This window comes from Stenotrophomonas sp. TD3 (genome assembly GCF_001939825.1).
Taxonomy (GTDB): Bacteria; Pseudomonadota; Gammaproteobacteria; order Xanthomonadales; family Xanthomonadaceae; genus Stenotrophomonas.
Genome location: NZ_MOYM01000001.1, coordinates 519,000 through 536,868, shown reverse-complemented (window position 1 = coordinate 536,868; position 17,869 = coordinate 519,000). Strand labels below are relative to the sequence as shown.

The following is a 17,869-nucleotide window of genomic DNA, read 5'->3' as shown; positions in this document are numbered from 1 at the left end:
AACTGTATTCGATTGCAGTGCTCGCCGTCATGCGGCAGGCGCGCAATCATCACTGCCATCGGGAGGGCCGAGGCAGTCCCAAAAGACAGCCCGGCTTCGGGCGGACCGGATAGGTGATATGGCAAAAGTGCAGTTGCAGGGTGTGCGCAAGGTCTATGACAACGGCCAGGTCGCGGTGAAGGACGCCAGCTTCGAGGTCGCCGACGGCGAGCTGATGGTGCTGGTCGGCCCGTCCGGCTGTGGCAAGTCGACCCTGCTGCGGATGGTGGCTGGCCTGGAGGAGATCAGCGGCGGCACGCTGACCATCGGTGATCGCGTGGTCAACGATGTTGCGCCGAAGGACCGCGACATCGCGATGGTGTTCCAGAGCTATGCGCTGTACCCGCACATGACCGTGGCCGAGAACCTGGCCTTTGGGCTGAAGCTGCGCGGTCATGACAAGGCGACCATTGACAAGCGCATCGCCGAGGCGGCGCAGACGCTGGGCCTGACCGAGATGATGGACAAGCTGCCCAAGGCGATGTCCGGTGGCCAGCGCCAGCGTGTTGCGCTGGGTCGCGCACTGGTGCGCGAGCCGGCGGTGTTCCTGCTCGACGAGCCGCTGTCCAACCTTGACGCCAAGCTGCGCCACAGCGTGCGTACCGAAATCGCGCAGCTGCACCGCAAGCTGGGCACCACCATGATCTACGTGACGCACGACCAGGTCGAAGCGATGACCCTGGGCCAGCGCATCGTGGTGCTGAAGGACGGCATCATCCAGCAGATCGATACGCCGATGGCGCTGTACGACCGCCCGGCCAACCTGTTCGTGGCCGGCTTCCTCGGCAGCCCGGCGATGAACGTGCTGCGTGGCACGCTGCAGGGCGACGCCGGCGGCGTGACCGTGGTCGACGGCGAGTGGCGTGCACCGCTGGGCCAGGCCACGATCGATCCGGCATGGCTGCAGAAGCCGATCGCGGTGGGCGTGCGTCCGGAACACCTGCAACCGGCGGTCGCCGATGATACGCATGCATTCACCGCGCGCATTGAAGGCATCGAACCGGTCGGCAACGAGATCTTCGTCAACCTGAGCAGTGGCCAGCATGCGCTGACCATGCGCGTGGCGCCACAGGCGCTGCCGGCGGTGGGCGAGCAGATCCGCGTGGCGATCCACCCGCAGGGCCTGCACTTCTTCAACCCGGAAACCGGCGAGCGCCTGTAAGCGGTAGTGCCGGCCGCTGGCCGGCAACCTCAACCATGCGTGGTTGCCGGCCAGCGGCCGGCACTACCATTCCAAGCGTGCGGACCAACGGTCCGCACCCACTGGGTCGGTCAGTAGATCCACGCCATGCGTGGATGAGAGCCCTTCAGATTCAGCGTGCCAGCCCATCCAGTAGCGGTACGCGCTGCGCGATCGCTTCACCCACGTGCAGCTCGGCATCACTGGCCTCCAGCGGCAGTACCGCCAGTGCCAGGTCGCCGGCCACGGTGGCGATCGTGCCCAGCGCCGCGCCATCCTGCTGCACGCCATCGCCGGCCTGTACCGGTGCTGCGGTATGCAGCAACTGCACCGCGCGCTTGGCCTTGCCGAGGAAGTGGGTGCGGGCGACGATTTCCTGGCCGGGATAGCAGCCCTTCTTCACGCTGTAGCCGTTCAGGCGGTCCAGACCCAGCTGCTGCGGGGTCCACACTTCGCGCTGGCTTTCTTCCAGCCGCGGCAGGCCATAGCGCAGGTCGGCCTGGCGCCAGGCCAGGGTGAAGGCGGCCTCATCGGCTTCGCTGCCGGCGGCGAAGGCATCGGCGCTGCCGATACGCAGGGTGCGCGGCAGGGCATCGCTGCCCAGGTCCAGCTCCCAACCGTCACCTGCGGTCTGCGCAATCGCGGCGCCGCTGGCGGCCTCGGGTGCGGTGAACGCGCCGGCCACGGCCAGATCGCTGCGCACCTGCACCTTCACCTTGCGACGGAACACGAAGCGCTGCAGTTGCGACGCAATCGCATCGGCATCGCCGTCGGCCAGCACCAGCATCACGTGGTCGTCGGCCAGCCGAAGCAGCTGGAACACCGCCAGGGTGCGGCCCTTGGCGCTCAGCCAGGCACTCCACTGCCAGTGCTGCAGGGGCAGGGCGGTGACATCGCTGCTGAACTGGGCGTGGGCAAAGACAGCCGCATCCGGGCCTTGCAGGCTCAGCAGCTGGTGGCCGGGCAGGCGCGGATATCCGACGAAAGCAGGGGGCAGGTTGTCAGGCACGTGAACGAGGTCTAAAATTTGTGCGTTGCGAGACCGAACATGATAGGCCAAACAACCCCCACTCCCGACGACGAATCTGAAGCCCCGCTGGTCCCCGCGGCACCCGTGCCCGTGGAACAGGAAAAAGCAGAAGAATTCGGCGGCCGCGGCGGACTTGATCCGGTGCGGTATGGCGATTGGGAGAAAAACGGACGCTGCATCGATTTCTGATCAGCATTGAGCCAACGCGGCCGCGTGCCGCCCAGCCGAGACAACGAGCCCAGCGAATGGCGACCAGACAACGCCCACTTTCCCCGCACCTTCAGGTGTATCGCTGGCAGATTCAGATGGCCACCTCGATCCTGCATCGAGCCACTGGCGTCTTTCTGTCTGTTGGTGCCCTCATCATCGCCGCCGGCCTGCTGGCCCTGATGATGGGGCCCGAGTCCTGGAACTGCTTCACCGGCCATGCCGGGGCCTGGTATGGCCGCGTGTTCCTGTTCGCGTGGACATGGTCGTTCGCCTATCACCTGTGCAATGGCATCCGCCATGTGGTGCAGGACTTCGCCATCGGCTTCAGCATCCCCGCCTTCATCCGCAGCAGCTGGCTGTCGGTCATCGGCAGCCTGGTGATCACCCTGCTGGTGTGGGCCTATGTGATGTTCGGAGGTGCCGCGTGAGCAAGTTCCGTACCCCGTTGAAGAGCGTGCGTGGCCTTGGCTCGGCCAAGACCGGCACCGAGCACTTCGTGCACCAGCGCCTGACCGCCGCCGCCCTGGTGGCGCTGGGCATCTGGTTCCTGGTCTTCGTGCTGAGCCTGCTGGGCTCGGACTACGCGACCGCCGCCGCCGCCGTGGCCAAGCCGTGGAACGCCGTGCCGCTGATCGGCCTGCTGATCGCCATGTTCTGGCACGCGCAGCTCGGCATGCAGGTCGTGCTGGAAGACTACATCCACGAATCGCTGCTGGCCCTGGTGCTGCAGACCGCGGTGAAGTTCGTCGCCGTGCTCGGCATGATCGTCAGTGTGTTTGCGGTGGGCCGCATCGCCCTCGGCGTTGCCTGAGCCCAGGCACCAACACAGGAATCCAGATTAGATGTCCGCTTACAAGATCACCGAACACAAGTACGACATGGTCGTGGTCGGCGCCGGCGGTGCCGGCCTGCGCGCCACGTTCGGCCTGGCCGCCAAGGGCCTGCAGACCGTGTGCCTGACCAAGGTCTTCCCGACCCGTTCGCACACCGTTGCCGCCCAGGGCGGTATCTCGGCCGCACTCGCCAACATGGGCGAGGACGACTGGCGCTACCACTTCTTCGACACCATCAAGGGGTCGGACTGGCTGGGCGACCAGGACGCCATCGAATACATGTGCCGTGAGGCCATCCCGGCCATCATCGAGCTCGAACACTACGGCGTGCCGTTCTCGCGCACCGCCGAAGGCAAGATCTACCAGCGTCCGTTCGGTGGCATGACCACCAAGTACGGCGAAGGCCCGGCGGCGCAGCGTACCTGCGCGGCGGCCGACCGTACCGGCCACGCGATGCTGCACACCCTGTACCAGCAGTCGCTGAAGCACGATGCGCGCTTCATGATCGAGTACTTCGCACTCGACCTGATCTTCGATGACGAAGGCGCCTGCCGCGGTGTGCTGGCGCTGGACATGTCCGACGGCACCCTGCACCTGTTCCGCGCCCAGGGCGTGGTGCTGGCCACCGGCGGCTACGGCCGTGCCTACTTCAGCGCCACCTCGGCGCACACCTGCACCGGCGACGGTGGCGGCTTGGCCATGCGTGCCGGCATCGCCATGCAGGACATGGAGTTCGTGCAGTTCCACCCGACCGGCATCTACGGCGCCGGCTGCCTGATCACCGAGGGTGTCCGCGGTGAAGGCGGCATCCTGCGCAACAGCAGCGGCGAGCGCTTCATGGAGCGCTACGCACCGCACTACAAGGACCTGGCCTCGCGCGACGTGGTCAGCCGTTCGATGACCATCGAGATCCGCGAAGGCCGCGGCGTCGGCGAGCACAAGGACCACATCCTGCTCGACCTGACCCACCTCGGCCCGGGCGTGATCGACGAGAAGCTGCCGGGCATCGCCGAGAGCGCCCGCATCTTCGCCGGCGTCGACGTGCACAAGCAGCCGATCCCGGTCATCCCGACCGTGCACTACAACATGGGTGGCATCCCGACCAACTACCACGGCGAAGTCGTGCGCAAGGTCGGCGACAACCCGGATGCGGTCGTGCCGGGCCTGTACGCCATCGGTGAAGCGGCCTGCGTGTCCGTGCACGGCGCCAACCGCCTGGGCTCGAACTCGCTGCTGGACCTGGTGGTGTTCGGCCGTGCGGTGGCCAACCGCTGCGCCGAGACCATCAAGCCGGGCGCTTCGCACAAGCCGCTGCCGGCCGATGCCTGCGACAAGGCGCTGGGCCTGCTGGACAAGCTGCGCCACGCCAACGGCGATACCCCGACCTCGGTCATCCGCGACCGCATGCAGCGCACCATGCAGGCCGACGCGGCGGTCTTCCGCACCAGCCAGACGCTGAAGGAAGGCTGCGAGAAGATGGACAAGATCTTCGACTCGTTCCAGAACGTGAAGGTCTCCGACCGTTCGCTGGTCTGGAACTCGGACCTGATCGAGACCTACGAGCTGAACAACCTGCTGCTCAACGCGGTGGCGACGATCAACTCGGCCGAACAGCGCAAGGAAAGCCGCGGCGCGCATGCGCACGAGGACTATCCGGACCGCGACGACGTCAACTGGCAGAAGCACACCCTGGTCAGCGTCGACGAGAAGGGCAAGTGCAGCTTCGACTACCGTCCGGTGCACATGTACACGTTGACCGACGACGTGTCCGTGGTGCCGCCGAAGCCGCGCGTGTACTGATCCGACCCCGCCTACCATGCAATCCGCGCCCACGGGCGCGGGCCGCCTGAGCCAACGAGAGCAGCCATGGCCGAGTTTTCACTCCCCAAGAATTCCAAGATCACGAAGGGCAAGCACTTCCCCGTCAAGAACGGCGGCAAGAACGTGCGCACCTTCAAGATCTACCGCTGGAGTCCGGACGACGACAGCAACCCGCGCACCGATACCTATGAAGTCGATCTGGACGCCTGTGGCCCGATGGTCCTGGACGCCCTGATCAAGATCAAGAACGAGATCGACCCGACCCTGACCTTCCGCCGCTCCTGCCGCGAAGGTATCTGTGGTTCGTGCGCGATGAACATCGACGGCACCAACACCCTGGCCTGCACCCGAGCCATCTCGGACTGCGGCAAGAAGGAAGTGCCGATCTACCCGCTGCCGCACATGAACGTGGTCAAGGATCTGGTTCCGGACCTGACCCACTTCTACGCGCAGTACGCGTCGATCAAGCCGTGGATCCGCACCCAGACCCCGGCGCCGCCGGACCGTGAGCGCCTGCAGTCGCCGGAAGACCGCAAGAAGCTGGATGGCCTGTACGAGTGCATCCTGTGCGCCTGCTGCTCGACCAGCTGCCCGAGCTACTGGTGGAACGGCGAGCGTTACCTGGGCCCGGCGATCCTGCTGCAGGCCTACCGCTGGATCATCGACTCGCGCGATGAGGACACCGGTGCGCGCCTGGACGATCTGGAAGATCCGTTCAAGCTGTACCGCTGCCACACCATCATGAACTGCGCCCGGACCTGCCCGAAGGGCCTGAACCCGGCGCTGGCGATCGCCGAGATCAAGAAGCTGATGATGGAACGCCGCGCCTGATCGGCTCTGGCTGTACCGGGTAGAGCCACGCCACGCGTGGCTGTGCCACCCCAGTAGAGCCACGCGATGCGTGGCTTTGCTGTATCTGGAGAAACACAATGGAAGAAGACGTTCTGCTGAAGAAGCTGCGCTGGCGTTGCCGTCGCGGCATGCGTGAACTGGACCAGCTGTTCGGCCGCTACCTGGACCGTGAGTGGAGCACTGCGCCGACCGAAGAGCGCGAGGTTTTCCTGTTCCTGCTCGATTGCGAGGACGATAAGTTGTGGCGCTGGTTCATGGGCTATGAGGCCTGCCCGCATGCGCACGCGATCCCCCTCATGCAGAAGATCCTCGCCCTCAAGCCTTGAGTGGCGCCCCTCGCGGCTGCAGGCCGCCGCCCAGTTGGCGGTGCTGCTGGCCGCCCCCTGGCTGCTGCGCGCATCGGATCTGCCGCCCCGGCTGCTGATGCCCGCGGTGATGCTGGCCTGGGGCATCGGGCTGGCCGAACTGGCCTGGCGCCAGCGCAGGCCACGCGTGCAGGTGCTTCTGCCTCTGCTTCCCGAGCCGATGCGGGTGGCAGGGCAGGAGGTCGAGGCCCCCCGGCTGGTGGTGCGCGGGCCGTGGCTGCTGTTGCTCTGGCACCGGGACCAGCGCCGCCAACGCCTGCTGTTCTGGCCCGATGTGCTGGATTCCGGGCAGCGACGTGAACTGCGACTGGCCGTGGCCGCACGCGCCGTTTCCCGTCGGCCCCGTACGATGGCACCATAAGCTGAATTGACCGGCGTGCCTGCATGTTCAAACCCATTCCCGTGGCCATTGGCCTGCGCTACCTGCGCGCCAAGCGCCGCAACGGCTTCATCTCCTTCATCTCGATGGCATCGATCCTGGGCATCGCGCTCGGCGTCACGGTGCTGATCACCACCCTGGCGGTGATGAGCGGTTTCCAGAAGGAAATCCGCAGCCGCCTGCTGCAGATGACCGCCCACACCACCATCAGCCGCGACGGCGAGCCGATGCCGGACTGGATGCGCGTGGTCGACATCGCCCGCAAGGATCCGCGCGTGGCCGGTGCAGCGCCGTACATCGAGATCCAGTCGATGATCAGCGGCCCGCGCGTGCAGGGTGCGATCATCCAGGGCATCGATCCGGCACTGGAGCCGAAGGTGTCGGTGATCGACAAGAAGGTCACCAAGGGCAGCTATGACAGCCTCACGCCGGGCAGCTTCAACCTGCTGCTGGGCAAGGAGCTGGCGATCTGGCTGGGCGTTGATGTCGGCGACCAGGTGCTGGTGACCTTCGCCGAAGTGCAGGGCACGCCTGCCGGTGCGGTGCCACGAATGAAACGCTTCACCGTCAGCGGCATCTTCGAGGCCGGCTACAACGAGGTCGACCGCGGCGTCGGCTTCGCCAACATGCAGGACCTGGAGCGCGTGCTGCGCAGCGACGGTGCCACCGGCGTGCGGCTGAAACTGCACGACATGGACCGCTCGCTGGAAGTGGGCGTGGATCTGGCGCAGAGCCTTGGCGGTGCGTACCGCGTGAGTGACTGGACCCAGCAGAACGCCAACCTCTACCACTCGCTGCGCATGGAGAAGGTGGTGATGGGCATCCTGCTGTCGCTGATCATCGCCATGGGCGCCTTCAACCTGGTGTCCTCGCAGGTGATGCTGGTGACCGACAAGCAGGCCGACATCGCGATCCTGCGCACGCTGGGCCTGACCCCGGGCGGGGTGATGCAGGTGTTCATGGTGCAGGGTTCGCTGATCGGCATCTTCGGCACGCTGGCCGGCCTGATCGGCGGCATCACTCTGACCCTCAACCTGGAACGCATCCTTGGTGCCATCGAGAGCGTGTTCAACGTCAAGCTGCTGCCGGAGGACGTCTACTACATCACCGGCCTGCCGACCGACATGCAGACCGGCGACGTGGTGGCGATCACCGTGGTCGCGCTGCTGATGAGCTTCCTGGCCACCCTGTATCCCGCCTGGCGGGCAGCACGCACCCAGCCGGCGGAGGCCCTGCGTTATGAATAAGGTCTTCAACCGCGGCGATGAAGTGATCCGCGCCGAAGCACTGGGCAAGACCTACGCCGAAGGGCGCATGCAGACCCCGGTGTTCGATGGCCTGGACCTGACCGTGACCGCCGGCGAAACCGTGGCGATCATCGGCGCCTCTGGTGCGGGCAAGAGCACGCTGCTGCACCTGCTGGGCGGGCTGGATATTCCGACCGCGGGCGAGGTCTACGTGACCGGCCAGCGCATGTCGGCGCTGTCGGACACCGCGCGTGGCCTGCTGCGCAACCAGGCGCTGGGCTTCGTCTACCAGTTCCACCACCTGCTGCCTGAGTTCACCGCGCTGGAAAACGTGATGATGCCGGTGCTGCTGGCCGGCACCGCCGTGGCCGAAGCGAGCAGCCGGGCCACCACGCTGCTGGAAGCGGTCGGCCTCGGCCATCGCCTGGACCACAAGCCGGGCGAGTTGTCCGGCGGCGAACGCCAACGTGCCGCGGTGGCACGTGCGCTGGTCAATCATCCGGCGTGCGTGCTCGGCGACGAGCCGACCGGCAACCTGGATGACCGTACCGCGGGCACCGTGTTCGAGCTGATGCTGGAACTCAACCGCGCGCGTCATACCAGCCTGGTGCTGGTCACCCACGACCGCAGCCTGGCGCGGCGCCTGGACCGGGTGCTGGAGCTGCGCGAAGGGCGCCTGCACGCACTGGCCCACGCCGACGTCTGAGCGGCCGGCAACGCCCGCCTCCCGGCGCCTGAACGGGTTTACCTGCCATCGCGCCGGCCGCACATCGGCCGGCGCATGATCGCAGCAGGTTCCCTGAGGAGATCGCCATGAAGACCCCGATCCTGATCGCCGGACTCTGCCTGGCGCTGGCCGCCTGCGCGACCACCGGCCGGCTCAGCAGTACCGAGAAACTGGATCTGTACCGTGCCCACGCCGGCGCGCCGCAGAACGACATGCAGTTCTTCGGCAGCCTCAATGGCTGGACCGAGCTGGGTGACAGCGCCCTGGCGGTCTGGACCCGGCCGAGCGAGGCTTACCTGCTGGAATTGAGTGGCCCGTGCCCGGACCTGTCCTACGCCACCGCCATCGGGTTGACCAGCAGCATGGGCAGGGTGTCGTCGCGTTTCGACAAGGTGCTGGTGCGCGACCCGACCGGTGGCCCGCGCATGCCGTGCTTCATCAACAGCATCCGCAAGCTGGACGTGAAGGCGTTGCGCACTTCCGAGCAGGAGCTGCGCCAGGCGCAGGTGCAGGAGCGCGAGGCGGAAACCGCAAAATAGCATGGTAGTGCCGGCCGCTGGCCGGCATCGCGCAGATGCCAGGTTGCCGGCCAGCGGCCGGCACTACCTGCGTGTCAGGCTTCGGGGGTGAAGCCGGCCGGCTTTTCCGCGTCCTTCTCGAACAGGAACTTGACCAGTTCGCCTTCAAGGAACGCGCGATGCTCCGGGGTGCGCGGCGAGAGGCGGTTCTCGTTGATCAGCATGGTCTGGTGCGCCAGCCACGCAGCCCAGGCCTGCTTGCCGATGTTGTTGAAGATGCGCTGGCCCAGTTCGCCGGGGTAGGGCACGAAGTCCAGGCCCTCGGCATCGCGTTGTTCGTACTGGCAGAAGACGGTTCGGGACATGGCACTCACTCGTGGTTGCGGGGTTTCTTGGACGTTCGTTTCGGCGCCTTGATCGTGGCGCCGTCGAGCAGCTTGCGGATGGGGGCTGGCAAGCCCAGCGCGGGCAGCTCGTCGGTGGCGACCCAGCGCAGCGTGGGTTCTTCCACGCGCAGGCCGTGTACCTGCCGCGACAGTACCTGCAGGTGCAGCTTGTAGTGGCTGAAGGTGTGCTGCAGCACCGGCAGTTCTTCGGCGTCCTCCAGGGAGCCTTCAACGTGCACGTCGAACCAGTCCTGCAGCTCGCTGCCGGCGTCGGCCTGCGGCAGCGTCCACAGCTGCGCCCAGATGCCGGTGTCCGGCCGCTTCTGCAGCAGCACGCGCTGCTGGGCGTCGCGTAGCAGCAGGGCCACCGCTTCCCGTTCGGGCAGGGTCTTGCTGGGCTTCTGCGTCGGCAGTTCGGCAGTTCGGCCTTCGCGGCGCGCCACGCAGTCGTCCTGCAGCGGGCAGATCACACAGGCGGGTCTGGCACGGCTGCACACCGTTGCGCCCAGGTCCATCTGTGCCTGCGTGTAGTCGGCCATGCGCCCGGCCGGCACCTGTGCCACGTGCGCCTCGGCGATCACCCACAGCTGCTTCTCGATGGCCGGCAGGCCGGGGAAGCCATCGATGCCGTGGTAACGGCTGAGCACGCGCTTGACGTTGCCATCGAGGATCGCGAACGGGTCGTTCCAGGCCTGGCTGAGGATCGCGCCGGCGGTGCTGCGGCCGATGCCGGGCAGCGCATGCAGTGCATCGAAGTCACGTGGCAGATCGCCGTCGTGCAGTTCCACGCAGCGCTTCGCGGCGGCATGCAGGTTGCGTGCGCGGGCGTAGTAGCCCAGCCCGGCCCACTGTGCCATCACCGCGTCATTGCTGGCGGCGGCGAGGTCGGGCAGGGTCGGGAAGTGCTGCAGGAACCGCTGGAAGTACGGGATGACCGTGGTCACCTGGGTCTGCTGCAGCATGATTTCCGACAGCCAGACCCGGTAGGGGCTGCGCGGGTGCTGCCAGGGCAGGTCGTGGCGGCCGTGGTCGTCGAACCAGTGCAGCAGGCGGGCGACGAAACCGTCTTCCCGGGCAGTCTTGGCGCTGGCGTGCGGCTGGCGGGGCATCGGTGTTCCAGAGAGGCAGCCACCCGTGGGGTGGCTCTACCGGATTGCAGTAGAGCCACGCCATGCGTGGCTGCACGGTGTATCAGGCGCCCAGCGCTTCGGGCAGCAGGGCGTCGACGAAGGCATCCGGATCGAACACGCGCAGGTCTTCCGGGCGCTCGCCGATGCCGGCGAAACGGATCGGAATGCCGAACTCGCGGGCCAGCGCGAACACCACGCCGCCCTTGGCAGTGCCGTCCAGCTTGGTCACTACCAGGCCGGTCACGTTCACCGCAGCATTGAACTGGCGCAGCTGCGACAGCGCGTTCTGGCCGGTGGTGCCGTCGATCACCATCAGCACCTCATGCGGGGCGGTGGGATCGATCTTGCCGAGCACGCGGCGGATCTTGCCCAGCTCGTTCATCAGGCCGGACTGGGTGTGCAGGCGGCCGGCGGTGTCGGCGATCAGCACCGAGGTGCCGCGGGCCTTGCCGGCCTGCAGCGCGTCGAATGCCACCGAAGCGGCATCGGCGTTCTGCCCCTGCGCGACCACGGCCACGCCGTTGCGCTCGCCCCAGGCCTGCAGCTGGGCCACGGCGGCGGCGCGGAAGGTATCGCCGGCGGCCAGCATCAGGCTGTGGCCGTCATCCTTGAAGCGCTTGGCCAGCTTGCCGATGGTGGTGGTCTTGCCGACGCCGTTGACGCCGACGGTGAGCACCACGAAGGGCTTGGCGTTGCGGTCGATCACCAGCGGCTTGGCGACCGGCTGCAGGATCGCGATCAGTTCGGCGCGCAGCGCGGCCAGCAGCGCATTGGCGTCGGCGAACTCGCGCGACTTCATGCGCTTGCGCAGGCCCTCGACCAGGTCGGTGGTGGCGCCCACGCCGACGTCGGCGGTGATCAGTGCGGTTTCCAGCTCGTCCAGCAGGTCGTCATCGAGCTTGGGATTGCGCGAGAACAGGCCGCCGAAGCTGCGCGCGATGACGCTGTTGCGCAGGCGTTCGCGCCAGCCGGGCTTGCCGGCAGGCGCCGGAACGGCGTCGACCGAGGCAGCGGCAGGCAGGTCGTCGGAGACCGGTGCCGGGGTCGGCGCAGGCGCAGGTTCCGGCAGTGGCGCAGGCACCGGCTCGATGGCTGGGGCAGCGACAGGGGCGACCTCGATCTGCGCGATCGGGGCCGGGGCAATGGGGGCCGGGACGGCCGGGACCACCGGAGCGGGAGCCACCGGGGTGGGCTCGACCGTTACCGGGGCGACCGCTGCCGCGGGCGGCTCAACGGGGGCAGGTGCGGCCGGCGCAGCTACCGGCGCGGGTTCCTTGTCCTCGACCGGCGCGGCCGACGGGAATGCCGCCGCCAGCTCTTCAGCCGAGTAGTGCTGGGTCTTGGGTGCCTCCGCTGCGGGGGCATCCTGGGGCTTCTTGCGGCGGAAAAAACTGAGCATTGGCAAAAGGCGCTGAAATCAGAGGGATATGCTACCACTCGGGCCTGTCCGGCCGATGTGGACTCAAGGTCGCGGCCCACCGGCCGTTAACCGGTCCGGAGGGCTGCGTCGTGCGGCCCGGAGACCGCCATGGACAACGTGATGGGAATTGCCCTCAGCGGGATGCGTGCGGCCCAGCAAGGCGTGCAGGTGGCCGCGCACAACGTGGCCAACCTGGCGACCCCGGATGCCCAGCGCCTGCAGTTGCAGCGCAATACCACCGGGCAGGGTGGGGTGCAGGCTTCGGTGACGTCCGCCGGCGCCGATGCCACCGCGCCGCTGGGTGATCTGCTGGCCGCGAAAGCCGAGGTGGTGGCCTTCGCTGCCAATGCCACTATGATCCGCCGCCAGGACCAGATGCTGGGCTCGCTGCTGGATCGGGAAGCCTGAGCAACACCGTTTTGGCAGGTGCCGACCGCTGCCCCTGGTGGGTGCCAACCTTGGTTGGCACGCTTTTGGGGCGCCAACCAAGGTTGGCACCTACCAGAGCATCGCCAAGCGCTGCCCGGCACCCGATCTGTCGATCAGGCCGACAGTTCCAGCAGCAGCTTGTTCAGGCGCGCCACGTAGGCACCCGGGTCCTTCAGGCTGTCACCAGCGGCCAGAGCGGCCTGGTCGAACAGCACCCGGCCGAGGTCGTCAAAGCGCGCGCCATCCGCCTCGGCATCGAGCTTGGCAATCAGCGGGTGGCCCGGGTTGATCTCCAGCACCGGCTTGCTGTCCGGTACCTTCTGACCGCTGGCCTCCAGGATCTGGCGCATCTGCAGGCCCAGGTCCTGCTCGCCGATGGCCAGCACCGCCGGCGAATCGGTCAGGCGGTGCGAGACGCGCACTTCGGCCACGTCATCGCCCAGCACCGTCTTCAGGCGCTCGACCAGGCCCTGCTTGTCCTTGGCCGCCGCTTCCTGCTCCTGCTTGTCTGCCTCGCTTTCCAGCGCGCCCAGGTCGAGGTCGCCACGGGCGATGTCGACGAAGCCCTTGCCGTCGAAATCGGTCAGGTAGCCCATCAGCCACTCGTCGATGCGATCGGTCAGCAGCAGCACTTCCACGCCCTTCTTGCGGAACACTTCCAGGTGCGGGCTGTTGCGGACCTGGCTGTAGCTCTCGCCGGTCAGGTAATAGATCCTGTCCTGGCCTTCGGTCATGCGGCCGAGGTAATCGGCCAGCGACACGTTCTGCGCATCGCCGTCGCCACGGGTGGAGGCGAAGCGCAGCAGGCCGGCCACTTTCTCGCGGTTGTTGTAGTCCTCGGCCGGGCCTTCCTTCAGCACCTGGCCGAATTCCTTCCAGAACGTGGCGTACTGCTCCGGCTTGTCGGCGGCCAGCTTCTCCAGCATGTCCAGCGAGCGCTTGGTCAGCGCCGCCTTCATCGAATCGATGACCGGGCCGGACTGCAGGATCTCGCGCGAGACGTTCAGCGACAGGTCGTTGGAGTCGACCACGCCCTTGATGAAGCGCAGGTACAGCGGCAGGAACTGCTCGGCCTGGTCCATCACGAATACGCGCTGCACATAGAGCTTCAGGCCCTTGGGCGCATCACGGTGGTACAGGTCGAACGGCGCGCGGCCGGGCACGTACAGCAGCGAGGTGTACTCCAGCTTGCCCTCGACCTTGTTGTGGCTCCAGGCCAGCGGGTCGCTGTGGTCGTGCGCGACGTGCTTGTAGAACTCGGTGTACTCGGCATCGCTGATTTCGGTGCGCGGACGGGTCCACAGTGCGCTGGCGCGGTTGACGGTTTCCCACTCGACCGCTGCGCCTTCTTCACCGCCCTCCTTGGGCATCTGGATCGGCAGGCCGATGTGGTCCGAGTACTTCTTGAGGATGCTGCGCAGGCGCCAGCCGTCGGCGAAATCGTGTTCGCCATCCTTCAGGTGCAGCACGATGCGGGTGCCGCGCTCGGCCTTGTCGACGGTGGCGACGTCGAAATCGCCTTCGCCGCGCGAGGTCCAGCGCACCCCTTCGGCTGCAGCCAGGCCGGCGCGGCGCGAGGTCACTTCCACTTCGTCGGCGACGATGAAGGCGCTGTAGAAGCCGACGCCGAACTGGCCGATCAGCTGCGAATCCTTCTTCTGGTCGCCGGACAGCTGGCGCAGGAAGTCGCCGGTGCCGGACTTTGCAATCGTGCCGAGGTGGGCGATGGCTTCGGCGCGGCTCATGCCGATGCCGTTGTCTTCGATGGTGATGGTGTGGGCGGCGGGGTCGAAGCTGACGCGCACGCGCAGCTCGCTGTCGCCTTCCAGCAGGGCCGGCTGGGTCAGGGCCTCGAAGCGCAGCTTGTCGGCGGCGTCGGCGGCGTTGGAGACCAGCTCGCGCAGGAAGATTTCCTTGTTGGAGTACAGCGAGTGGATCATCAGCTGCAGCAGCTGCTTGACTTCGGTCTGGAAGCCAAGGGTTTCGGTCTGGGTGGTCTCGGTCATCGATAAGGCTCCGTGTGCAATGCCGCGCCAGCGCGTGCGGCCTCGCCAAGGGGTATGGCTGATTGTCCCGAAATCAAGGGGGCGAGCAGGGGCTGAATCGCATTGGATTGCCTTGGCCGTTCGCTGCCATCACCTCGCGTGGGTCGGATTTGGCCCTGCTCAAGGCGGCCGGTCGGCCCCCTAGGCCGTGCCAGCCAGGCACACGATGGGCTAATCCAAGAGGGGCGGCCTAGATTGTCGTATTCGATCTCTTGTCTTGCCCAGGAAAGCCGGTCAGGGTCGTGAGACAATTCAGCGGGGCGGTTCGATGGCGACAATCACTATGACAAGGCATCTGGATTTCGATCAGTTCCTCAGGGAGCAGAATGCAGGGAGGGCCGAGCGCGGCAACTTGGTTGACCGCAAGGCTCAATGGCTGGAGAAAATCAAGATTCTCTATGCGACTGTCCAGGAAATTCTTTTCCCCTACATAGAGCGCGGCGCCATGAGGGTCCATGTGTCCAGCATGGAGCTCCGTGAAGAGTTACTGGGCAGTTACGAGGTGCCGAGTCTGAACATCGACCTGGGAAACAGCAGCGTACGCTTCGTTCCGGTAGGGACGATCCTGCTGGGGTCGCCTGGGCGCGTGGACCTCGTGGGGCCGCACGGCAAAGTCCGCTTCGTGCTGACCTTGCCGGATGCAGATCGACCGATACTTGTTGGGTCGACCGCTTCCGAAGGGGCTCGCCCCGACAAGCCGGCGAAACCGATGGATCTGGCTGCGTACGTCTGGAAGGTGTCCACGTCTCCGCCCCTGATCCGCTACAGCGCTCTGGATCCGGAAGCACTGCAGTCGGCCATCATGGATGTTGCCCGTGGCCAATCCGCTCGTCGTTAATCCCGATCTTCCCAATTACATGCACGTGATGGGACATCACACCACCACACGCGCAGCGATCGACCTGCTCTTTTCCGAAGACAATCCTGACAACTCGGACCTATCCCGGCAGGAGCTAGAAAAGCGCCGCAAGGCATGCGTCCTAGTCCAGCAAAATCGGGACATGATGGCGTTGCTGGCCTTTCTGGAAGCATGTTTCCGATTGGACTACGCAAACAGAAAGCGTCTGAAGCTCAAAGATGGACTGTCCAGGGTCCTCATCAGGTTGTTCAATCGCAAGCGCAACAAGGCCGCGCTCATGGACGACATCGTCAAGGCCTGGCTGCAGCAGGGTGTGCTGACCCATCACCAGTACGGCCGTATCAACAGTGCATTCCAGCTTCGACACTGGATTGCCCATGGACAGTATTGGTCCCCGGCGAAGATCAAGCCTCATGACCTTTGGGAAGTGGCCGAGTTCGTAGAGAGTCTGGTCAATGCGCGGATGTTTCAGAGCGATGGAGTCGACCTGGCTGGGGCGTGATCCCGACATTGGAGTCCCATGCCCCCCCAGGTGACCTGCGGTGGCCGTTGATTCGACGCATCCCCGGGCGCCGCCCGGCCGAATTACAATCCCGCTCATGCTGAATTTCTCGAACAACCTCCGCCGGGGGCGCCGATGAGCGGTCGTGGGGGCAATGACGGCCAGGTCCGCATCATCGGCGGGCGCTGGCGCAATACCCGCCTGCCGGTGCCGACCCTGCCGGGCCTGCGGCCCAGCAGCGACCGTGTGCGCGAAACCCTGTTCAACTGGCTGATGCCCAGGCTCGGTGGGGCCCGCGTGCTGGACCTGTTCGCCGGCAGCGGCGCGCTGGGCCTGGAGGCGGTCTCGCGCGGTGCCGCCCACGCCACCCTGGTCGAGCGCGATGCACAGCTGGGGCGTAATCTGACCGCCGCGGTGGCCAAGCTGCAGGCCAGCGACCAGATCAGCGTCGTGCAGGCCGATGCCCTGCGCTGGCTGCAGGGCGCACCCGCGCAGCAGGCCGACCTGGTCTTCATCGACCCGCCATTCGCCGATGGCTTGTGGCAGGACGTGCTGGCCCAGCTGCCCCGGCACCTGGCCGCCGATGCCTGGCTGTACCTGGAATCGCCGGCCGGCCACGTGCCGGTGCTGCCGCCGGACTGGCTGCTGCACCGCGAGGGCGGCACCCGCGAGGTGCGCTTTGCCCTGTACCGCCGCGCCACTGCTACACTTTGACCTCATCTGAACATCTGCATCCGCCCATGACCGTGGCCAACCGCCGCATCGCCGTCTATCCCGGCACGTTCGACCCGATCACCAACGGTCACATCGACCTGGTGAGCCGCGCCGCGCCGTTGTTCGAAAAGGTCGTGGTCGGCGTGGCGCAGAGCCCGTCCAAGGGCCCGGCGCTGCCGCTGGAGCAGCGCGTGCAGCTGGCGCGTGGCGCGCTGGCCCACCACGGCAACGTCGAGGTCATCGGCTTCGATACCCTGCTGGCCCATTTCGTACGCTCGGTCCAGGGCGGGGTGCTGCTGCGCGGCCTGCGCGCGGTGTCCGATTTCGAGTACGAGTTCCAGATGGCCAGCATGAACCGCCACCTGATCCCCGAGGTCGAGACCCTGTTCCTGACCCCGGCCGAGCAGCACAGCTTCATTTCGTCCTCGCTGGTCCGCGAGATCGCACGCCTGGGCGGCGACGTGTCCGGTTTCGTGCCGGCCGCGGTGCTCGAAGCCCTGCGCAAGGTCCGCGAAGCGAAGTCGGCACAGTCGTAAGCCCCGCTGTACCCGCACCCCATTACGTACAACACCACGCACCATTCCGGGAGGAAACCCATGAACACCACCATGCGCGCGATGCTGATCGCTTCGTTGGCCCTGGCCTTCACCGCCTGCAAGAAGGAAGAGGCCGCTCCGGTCGACGAGGCCAAGCAGGCCCTGGTCGCTCCGTCCAAGGACGACGATGCAGGCTGGAAGAAGTACCTGCAGGAAGTGGCGATCCAGAACATGGGCAACATCACCAACAGCCCGTTCCTGTACTACCTCTCGCCGGAATCGGACCCGGACTTCCAGGCCAAGTACGAGCGCCAGACCGAGAGCGCGACCCAGGCCGTGGCCCGTGGCGTGCAGCCGGGCAACATGCTGGCCTTCGGTTCGTCGGCCTCGGGCAAGATGGCTGACATGATCCAGGCCGTGTTCAAGGACGTGTCGCCGGATTCGATGAAGGGCGTGCGCGTCGTCTTCATCGGCCAGTCGGCCGACAACGCCCGCGTCCAGGCTGCGATCCAGCCGACCGGTGCCGAGTACATTTTCGTCGAAGCCAAGTAATACCGAGCCATGGCGGCCATGCTCCGGCATGGCCCGGGCGTCGTCCTGCAAGGGCGCCGCTGATGACCTGACCGGCCCGCGCGCCCGCGCTGGCC

22 protein-coding genes are annotated in these 17,869 nt (G+C 66.5%); 17 read left to right on the top strand and 5 right to left on the bottom strand.

The features are described from left to right. Positions 1-118 precede the first annotated feature (118 nt). Positions 119-1,201 carry a sn-glycerol-3-phosphate ABC transporter ATP-binding protein UgpC gene (gene ugpC, locus BKE09_RS02430; RefSeq protein ID WP_075674755.1) on the top strand — a complete coding sequence of 361 codons (1,083 nt, stop codon included), beginning with the start codon at positions 119-121 and terminating at the stop codon, positions 1,199-1,201. A gap of 151 nt (positions 1,202-1,352) precedes the next feature. Here the strand turns inward: ugpC and BKE09_RS02425 are convergent, their stop codons facing one another. Then, positions 1,353-2,228 (bottom strand): folate-binding protein YgfZ, encoded by an 876-nt coding sequence (locus BKE09_RS02425; RefSeq protein ID WP_075674754.1) that lies wholly within the window; start codon positions 2,226-2,228, stop codon positions 1,353-1,355. Between the two features lie 111 nt (positions 2,229-2,339). Between BKE09_RS02425 and BKE09_RS23700 the strand changes: the two genes are divergently transcribed. The 10 genes from BKE09_RS23700 to BKE09_RS02375 all read left to right on the top strand — a co-directional run bounded on the left by BKE09_RS23700 (position 2,340) and on the right by BKE09_RS02375 (position 9,222). Beyond that, complete coding sequence (locus tag BKE09_RS23700; protein ID WP_021202022.1) at positions 2,340-2,438, top strand: DUF1674 domain-containing protein; 99 nt, start codon at positions 2,340-2,342, stop codon at positions 2,436-2,438. A 56-nt stretch (positions 2,439-2,494) separates the two neighbouring features. Further along, positions 2,495-2,887: a succinate dehydrogenase, cytochrome b556 subunit gene (sdhC, locus tag BKE09_RS02415; protein ID WP_024958620.1), complete on the top strand. Its 393-nt coding sequence runs from the start codon at positions 2,495-2,497 to the stop codon at positions 2,885-2,887. Next, complete coding sequence (gene sdhD, locus BKE09_RS02410; RefSeq protein WP_024958619.1) at positions 2,884-3,270, top strand: succinate dehydrogenase, hydrophobic membrane anchor protein; 387 nt, start codon at positions 2,884-2,886, stop codon at positions 3,268-3,270. Before sdhC ends, sdhD begins: the two co-directional genes overlap by 4 nt. Positions 3,271-3,301: 31 nt before the next feature. Further along, on the top strand, positions 3,302-5,092 hold the full coding sequence (gene sdhA, locus BKE09_RS02405; protein ID WP_075674753.1) for a succinate dehydrogenase flavoprotein subunit: 1,791 nt from the start codon (positions 3,302-3,304) through the stop codon (positions 5,090-5,092). A gap of 66 nt (positions 5,093-5,158) precedes the next feature. Continuing rightward, positions 5,159-5,944, top strand: a complete 786-nt coding sequence (locus tag BKE09_RS02400) for a succinate dehydrogenase iron-sulfur subunit (protein WP_005409079.1) — start codon at positions 5,159-5,161, stop codon at positions 5,942-5,944. A gap of 98 nt (positions 5,945-6,042) precedes the next feature. Beyond that, positions 6,043-6,291: a succinate dehydrogenase assembly factor 2 gene (locus tag BKE09_RS02395; protein ID WP_004153155.1), complete on the top strand. Its 249-nt coding sequence runs from the start codon at positions 6,043-6,045 to the stop codon at positions 6,289-6,291. Further along, complete coding sequence (locus BKE09_RS02390) at positions 6,242-6,691, top strand: hypothetical protein (protein ID WP_075674752.1); 450 nt, start codon at positions 6,242-6,244, stop codon at positions 6,689-6,691. Before BKE09_RS02395 ends, BKE09_RS02390 begins: the two co-directional genes overlap by 50 nt. Positions 6,692-6,714: 23 nt before the next feature. After that, positions 6,715-7,956, top strand: a complete 1,242-nt coding sequence (locus BKE09_RS02385) for a lipoprotein-releasing ABC transporter permease subunit (RefSeq protein ID WP_014036805.1) — start codon at positions 6,715-6,717, stop codon at positions 7,954-7,956. After that, positions 7,949-8,662, top strand: coding sequence for a lipoprotein-releasing ABC transporter ATP-binding protein LolD (gene lolD / locus BKE09_RS02380; RefSeq protein ID WP_014036806.1), 714 nt, complete (start codon positions 7,949-7,951; stop codon positions 8,660-8,662). Before BKE09_RS02385 ends, lolD begins: the two co-directional genes overlap by 8 nt. 107 nt (positions 8,663-8,769) lie before the next feature. Further along, positions 8,770-9,222 (top strand): DUF6491 family protein, encoded by a 453-nt coding sequence (locus BKE09_RS02375; protein ID WP_075674751.1) that lies wholly within the window; start codon positions 8,770-8,772, stop codon positions 9,220-9,222. A gap of 74 nt (positions 9,223-9,296) precedes the next feature. Here the strand turns inward: BKE09_RS02375 and BKE09_RS02370 are convergent, their stop codons facing one another. The 3 genes from BKE09_RS02370 to ftsY form a co-directional block, all read right to left on the bottom strand. Continuing rightward, positions 9,297-9,566, bottom strand: coding sequence for an oxidative damage protection protein (locus BKE09_RS02370; protein ID WP_004153160.1), 270 nt, complete (start codon positions 9,564-9,566; stop codon positions 9,297-9,299). A 5-nt stretch (positions 9,567-9,571) separates the two neighbouring features. Beyond that, the gene (gene mutY, locus BKE09_RS02365) at positions 9,572-10,696 is read right to left on the bottom strand and encodes an A/G-specific adenine glycosylase (protein WP_075674750.1); all 1,125 of its coding nucleotides are present in this window, start codon (positions 10,694-10,696) and stop codon (positions 9,572-9,574) included. An 82-nt stretch (positions 10,697-10,778) separates the two neighbouring features. Continuing rightward, positions 10,779-12,116 carry a signal recognition particle-docking protein FtsY gene (ftsY, locus tag BKE09_RS02360; protein WP_075674749.1) on the bottom strand — a complete coding sequence of 446 codons (1,338 nt, stop codon included), beginning with the start codon at positions 12,114-12,116 and terminating at the stop codon, positions 10,779-10,781. Between the two features lie 129 nt (positions 12,117-12,245). On the opposite strand from ftsY, the gene BKE09_RS02355 reads away from it, so the two are divergent. Next, positions 12,246-12,545 (top strand): hypothetical protein, encoded by a 300-nt coding sequence (locus BKE09_RS02355; RefSeq protein WP_075674748.1) that lies wholly within the window; start codon positions 12,246-12,248, stop codon positions 12,543-12,545. A 134-nt stretch (positions 12,546-12,679) separates the two neighbouring features. Here BKE09_RS02355 and htpG read toward each other — a convergent pair whose 3' ends face one another. Continuing rightward, complete coding sequence (htpG, locus tag BKE09_RS02350; protein ID WP_075674747.1) at positions 12,680-14,572, bottom strand: molecular chaperone HtpG; 1,893 nt, start codon at positions 14,570-14,572, stop codon at positions 12,680-12,682. A 307-nt stretch (positions 14,573-14,879) separates the two neighbouring features. Between htpG and BKE09_RS02345 the strand changes: the two genes are divergently transcribed. From BKE09_RS02345 to BKE09_RS02325, 5 genes are all read left to right on the top strand, one after another. Beyond that, positions 14,880-15,449 (top strand): hypothetical protein, encoded by a 570-nt coding sequence (locus BKE09_RS02345; RefSeq protein ID WP_075674746.1) that lies wholly within the window; start codon positions 14,880-14,882, stop codon positions 15,447-15,449. After that, positions 15,427-15,972 carry a hypothetical protein gene (locus tag BKE09_RS02340; RefSeq protein ID WP_139319607.1) on the top strand — a complete coding sequence of 182 codons (546 nt, stop codon included), beginning with the start codon at positions 15,427-15,429 and terminating at the stop codon, positions 15,970-15,972. Before BKE09_RS02345 ends, BKE09_RS02340 begins: the two co-directional genes overlap by 23 nt. A 135-nt stretch (positions 15,973-16,107) precedes the next feature. Then, a complete protein-coding gene (gene rsmD, locus BKE09_RS02335; RefSeq protein ID WP_014036813.1) occupies positions 16,108-16,686 on the top strand; it encodes a 16S rRNA (guanine(966)-N(2))-methyltransferase RsmD in 579 nt (192 codons plus the stop codon). Between the two features lie 26 nt (positions 16,687-16,712). Continuing rightward, positions 16,713-17,222, top strand: coding sequence for a pantetheine-phosphate adenylyltransferase (gene coaD, locus BKE09_RS02330; RefSeq protein WP_014036814.1), 510 nt, complete (start codon positions 16,713-16,715; stop codon positions 17,220-17,222). Positions 17,223-17,282: 60 nt separating this feature from the next. Then, the gene (locus tag BKE09_RS02325) at positions 17,283-17,774 is read left to right on the top strand and encodes a hypothetical protein (protein ID WP_004153167.1); all 492 of its coding nucleotides are present in this window, start codon (positions 17,283-17,285) and stop codon (positions 17,772-17,774) included. Positions 17,775-17,869 lie beyond the last annotated feature (95 nt).

Excerpts from the sequence above, each read along its gene's own strand:
- BKE09_RS02390 (WP_075674752.1), top strand. The coding sequence starts at position 6,242 with ATGCGCACGCGATCCCCCTCATGCAGAAGATCCTCGCCCTCAAGCCTT.
- BKE09_RS02345 (WP_075674746.1), top strand. The coding sequence starts at position 14,880 with ATGGCGACAATCACTATGACAAGGCATCTGGATTTCGATCAGTTCCTC.
- ftsY (WP_075674749.1), bottom strand. The coding sequence starts at position 12,116 with ATGCTCAGTTTTTTCCGCCGCAAGAAGCCCCAGGATGCCCCCGCAGCG.
- BKE09_RS02395 (WP_004153155.1), top strand. The coding sequence starts at position 6,043 with ATGGAAGAAGACGTTCTGCTGAAGAAGCTGCGCTGGCGTTGCCGTCGC.
- BKE09_RS02385 (WP_014036805.1), top strand. The coding sequence starts at position 6,715 with ATGTTCAAACCCATTCCCGTGGCCATTGGCCTGCGCTACCTGCGCGCC.
- BKE09_RS02370 (WP_004153160.1), bottom strand. The coding sequence starts at position 9,566 with ATGTCCCGAACCGTCTTCTGCCAGTACGAACAACGCGATGCCGAGGGC.
- ugpC (WP_075674755.1), top strand. The coding sequence starts at position 119 with ATGGCAAAAGTGCAGTTGCAGGGTGTGCGCAAGGTCTATGACAACGGC.
- sdhC (WP_024958620.1), top strand. The coding sequence starts at position 2,495 with ATGGCGACCAGACAACGCCCACTTTCCCCGCACCTTCAGGTGTATCGC.
- sdhA (WP_075674753.1), top strand. The coding sequence starts at position 3,302 with ATGTCCGCTTACAAGATCACCGAACACAAGTACGACATGGTCGTGGTC.
- htpG (WP_075674747.1), bottom strand. The coding sequence starts at position 14,572 with ATGACCGAGACCACCCAGACCGAAACCCTTGGCTTCCAGACCGAAGTC.
- BKE09_RS02375 (WP_075674751.1), top strand. The coding sequence starts at position 8,770 with ATGAAGACCCCGATCCTGATCGCCGGACTCTGCCTGGCGCTGGCCGCC.
- rsmD (WP_014036813.1), top strand. The coding sequence starts at position 16,108 with ATGAGCGGTCGTGGGGGCAATGACGGCCAGGTCCGCATCATCGGCGGG.
- lolD (WP_014036806.1), top strand. The coding sequence starts at position 7,949 with ATGAATAAGGTCTTCAACCGCGGCGATGAAGTGATCCGCGCCGAAGCA.
- BKE09_RS02355 (WP_075674748.1), top strand. The coding sequence starts at position 12,246 with ATGGACAACGTGATGGGAATTGCCCTCAGCGGGATGCGTGCGGCCCAG.
- coaD (WP_014036814.1), top strand. The coding sequence starts at position 16,713 with ATGACCGTGGCCAACCGCCGCATCGCCGTCTATCCCGGCACGTTCGAC.
- BKE09_RS02325 (WP_004153167.1), top strand. The coding sequence starts at position 17,283 with ATGAACACCACCATGCGCGCGATGCTGATCGCTTCGTTGGCCCTGGCC.
- mutY (WP_075674750.1), bottom strand. The coding sequence starts at position 10,696 with ATGCCCCGCCAGCCGCACGCCAGCGCCAAGACTGCCCGGGAAGACGGT.
- BKE09_RS02400 (WP_005409079.1), top strand. The coding sequence starts at position 5,159 with ATGGCCGAGTTTTCACTCCCCAAGAATTCCAAGATCACGAAGGGCAAG.